Source organism: Gordonia sp. 852002-10350_SCH5691597, from assembly GCF_001665715.1.
Taxonomy (GTDB): domain Bacteria; phylum Actinomycetota; class Actinomycetes; order Mycobacteriales; family Mycobacteriaceae; genus Gordonia; species Gordonia sputi.
This window is the reverse complement of sequence record NZ_LZMO01000098.1, coordinates 1-3,345: the sequence shown is the minus strand read 5'-3', so window position 1 is coordinate 3,345 and position 3,345 is coordinate 1. Positions and strand designations below refer to the sequence as shown.

Here is a 3,345-nt window from a genome sequence, read left to right as displayed (position 1 = left end):
GCAACCGTCGAACAACGTACGCAACTCGCGCGACGACGCACGTGGGTCGCACAGGCGCGGGCCGACCGATTCCCCACCCTCGATCAGTGAACCTCTGCGTTTCGTGGTGTGAACCGACTTCGGATGCGCGACAGTTGAAGTCATGAGTGAGGCGACCACCGGAACCGGACAGCAGGACTCGACGCGAGTACCCGTCGGGAAACTACTCGCACTCACGCCCGTCGCCCTCCTCGTGGGTGTCGTATGTGCCCTGCTGCTGTGGGGAATCTCGGCCGTCGCCAGCACCCTTGAACACTTCCTCTGGCACACCGTGACGTCGTGGCTGGGCATCACCGAGAGCACCTGGTGGTGGATTCTGCTCGTACTGACCATCGCGGGCGTTCTGGTGGGACTGGTGATCCGATTCGCTCCCGGCCACGCCGGAGATGATCCCGCGACGCAGGAGTTGGTGTCCACACCGATCTCCGTCGGTGCGACCCCCGGCCTCGCGATCGCGGCGATCCTTGCGCTGGCGGGCGGCGTCAGCCTCGGTCCGGAGAGCCCGATCATGGTTATCAATGCGGCGATCGTGGTGGCCGTCGGTGTGCGTCTCATCCCGAAGATCGACCAGGACCAGTGGATGGGCCTCTCGACTGCTGCGACATTCGGCGCACTGTTCGGAACCCCGGTCGCCGCGGCCCTCATGCTGTCGGAGGCCAATCCCGGCGATCAGCGAATTCCCCTGTGGAATCGCCTGTATTTGCCCCTGGTCGCGGCGGCGACCGGTTCGTTCGTCATCCTGCGCTTCACCGACCTCACGATGTCGATCGACCTACCGGCGGAGAAGGTCGGCAGCATCACCGATACCTTGATCGCCGTCGGGGTGGCCGTGGTCATCGCCGCATGCGGTGTGGTCGCGGCCTTCGTGTTCGATCCGCTGCACCGGGTGCTGCATCGCTCGCTACGGGACCCCATCGTCCGGTTGACGTTGGTGGGAGCGATCCTCGGCGGCCTCGGAATACTCGGCGGAACGATCACGCTGTTCAAGGGCCTCGATCAGATGAAGGAACTGCCCGACCGGATCGGGACCACGACGGCCCTCGGGTTCTTCGCGTTCGCAGGCATCAAGATGTGTGCCATGCTGTTGGCCAGCGCGGGCGGCTTCCGTGGTGGTCGCATCTTTCCGTCTGTCTTTGCCGGTGCCGCAGCGGGATTCGGCATGCACGTGCTGTGGCCGTCACTTCCGTTGACGATCACCGTGGCCGCGAGCATCGTCGGGATCGTCGTCGCGGCAACGCGGAACGGCTGGATCAGCCTCTTCCTCGGACTCGCTGTTGTGCCGCAACTCGATCTGTTGATACCGCTCCTTTTCGCGACGCTGGCCGCGTGGCTTGTCGTGGCCAATGCACCCGAATTGCGTGCGAAGCCGGTCGACGAGGACGCGGCGGGACGCACCTGACTTGAACTGCGCGGCTACAGAAGGCGCCACTCGCGGGCACGGTCGACGGCGGCGCGGCGTGTCGATACCCCCAACTTGCGGTAGATCGACTGCTGGTGTGTCTTCACGGTGTTCACCGACACGAAGAGATCCGCAGCTATCTCCGCCGACTTGTACATCGTTGGCAGGTAACGCAATACGGCGAGTTCTCGCTCGGTGAGCGGGTCCGATGGAGTTGCAGGTCGAATCGTTGCGGCGCCATCGGCAGCTGTCAGCCGCAGGAGAAGTGCCCGATTCAGTTCTGAGGGTTCAGCGTTCAGATGTCGATAGCGCGCCAGCAGACCAGTGATCTCCTCGCTGTGAGCCACGAAGGGCCGCAGCGCTCCGATCGGGGCCGCTGCATCGATGGCCTGCCCCATCCGCTCCAGTGCGATCGAGTCCAACCTGAGCCGATCCGCCGCGATCGCTGACAACAGCGTGGCCTCGACAACGAGCGTGCGGTGTGCCGCGTACCGGGCCGGCGTACCCAGCAGGTCGAACGCGGCGCGTGGTTCATGCTGCGCGAGGAGGACTTCCGCACGCGCGATGGTGACGAGTTCGGCACTGAATTCACTCGATGAAGAAGAGGTCGATGCGGGCAACCCGGTCAGGATCTTCTCAGCGGAATCGACGTCGTCGCAGAGTAATTCGACGCGGGCCAGCGAGACCGCAACCCAGTCGTCGAGCAGAGGGAGTCCGGCGCAACTCGCGCTCAGCGCACGGAGGCGGCTCGCCGCCGCTCGCGCGGTATGCAGTTCACGCCGCGCGAGCGCAACGCCGACGGCCGCGATCTGAAGGACCACTGTCGCAGGCAGATCAGACCCGTGGAGAACGAGGTCGAAGCCGGAGTCGATGCACTCGCTTGCGGCGTCGAGTTCGTCTGTCTCCAGGTGCACCAAAGCGGAGGCGGCGTTGGCCGCAAGCAACTGGGGTTGCTGTGTCCAACCACGTCGAACACCCAGTCTCGCGAGCATGTCGCTTCGACGTCCCGCTTCCGGGAGGTCACCCGCGATGACATCCAGCAGAGCCAGGTAGGCATGCGCTGCAGCCGAGGTGAGTGCCACCCCGGCACGATCAGACTCGACCCGTACATCTTCCAAATGCACACGAGCACGGTCGAATTCGCCGCGAAGAACCAGGCTGATAGCTACGTTCGTCCGGCCGATGACCGCGTACGCACCTACCGCGGGCAGCTCGTTGCGCGATGCCCCGGTCGCGACAGTCAGCACTTCGTTCGCAGTCTCGTACAACTCAACGGGAATGAAGACCCGAGCTGCGACCATCCGTGCCAGCGCGACGATGATCTGAGTCCATCGAGGTGGTTCGACGCCACTCTCCAACAACGCGGTCTCGGCGTCCAAGGCGTTCTGGCGCATGGTGACGAAGTCCCGAGAATGATGCGCCACAACACATGCCGCGAGGAGCACCTCCGGGCGGGGATCGCGTTCGACGACATCGAGTGCAGGAGCCAACGCTGCGGCCAGCTCGCCTGCGTGGATCGTGAGGATGAGTGGGAGTGCCGATTTTGCCACCACCTCCGCCACCGTGGGCCAGTCGCCCGCCGCGACCAGATGCCTGATCCCGGGGATCAGTTCACCGTTCTCCAGATACCACTGCGCCGTACGCCGATGGAGCGTCGAAATCTCCTGTGGGCGTTCAATGGTGAGTCGATCGCGGAGAAACTCACGTAGAAGCGGGTGGTAGCGGAACCATCCGGAGCGACCTGTCAATCGAACCGTCAACACGTTTCGCGTCACCAGTTGTTCGAGGATCGCAAAGCTGTCGGCACGTCCGGTCAGCTCCTGCGCGAGAGGGCCTGGTGCACGGATAGGTGACAGGGTTAGTCACGCGGCCTGAGGGGCCTCGTGGTTGATGATGGTCTCGAATTC

The 3,345-nt window shown here is 64.2% G+C and carries 2 protein-coding genes; one reads left to right on the top strand and one right to left on the bottom strand.

The annotated features are described in order from the left end of the window. The first annotated feature begins 142 nt into the window (after positions 1-142). On the top strand, positions 143-1,438 hold the full coding sequence (locus tag A5777_RS07200; protein ID WP_064862142.1) for an ion channel protein: 1,296 nt from the start codon (positions 143-145) through the stop codon (positions 1,436-1,438). Positions 1,439-1,452: 14 nt separating this feature from the next. Here A5777_RS07200 and A5777_RS25660 read toward each other — a convergent pair whose 3' ends face one another. Beyond that, positions 1,453-3,186, bottom strand: a complete 1,734-nt coding sequence (locus tag A5777_RS25660; protein WP_156527349.1) for a LuxR C-terminal-related transcriptional regulator — start codon at positions 3,184-3,186, stop codon at positions 1,453-1,455. Positions 3,187-3,345: the final 159 nt, after the last annotated feature.

Bases quoted from the DNA above. Each gene is read 5' to 3' on its own strand.
- A5777_RS07200 (WP_064862142.1), top strand. From the start codon at position 143: ATGAGTGAGGCGACCACCGGAACCGGACAGCAGGACTCGACGCGAGTA.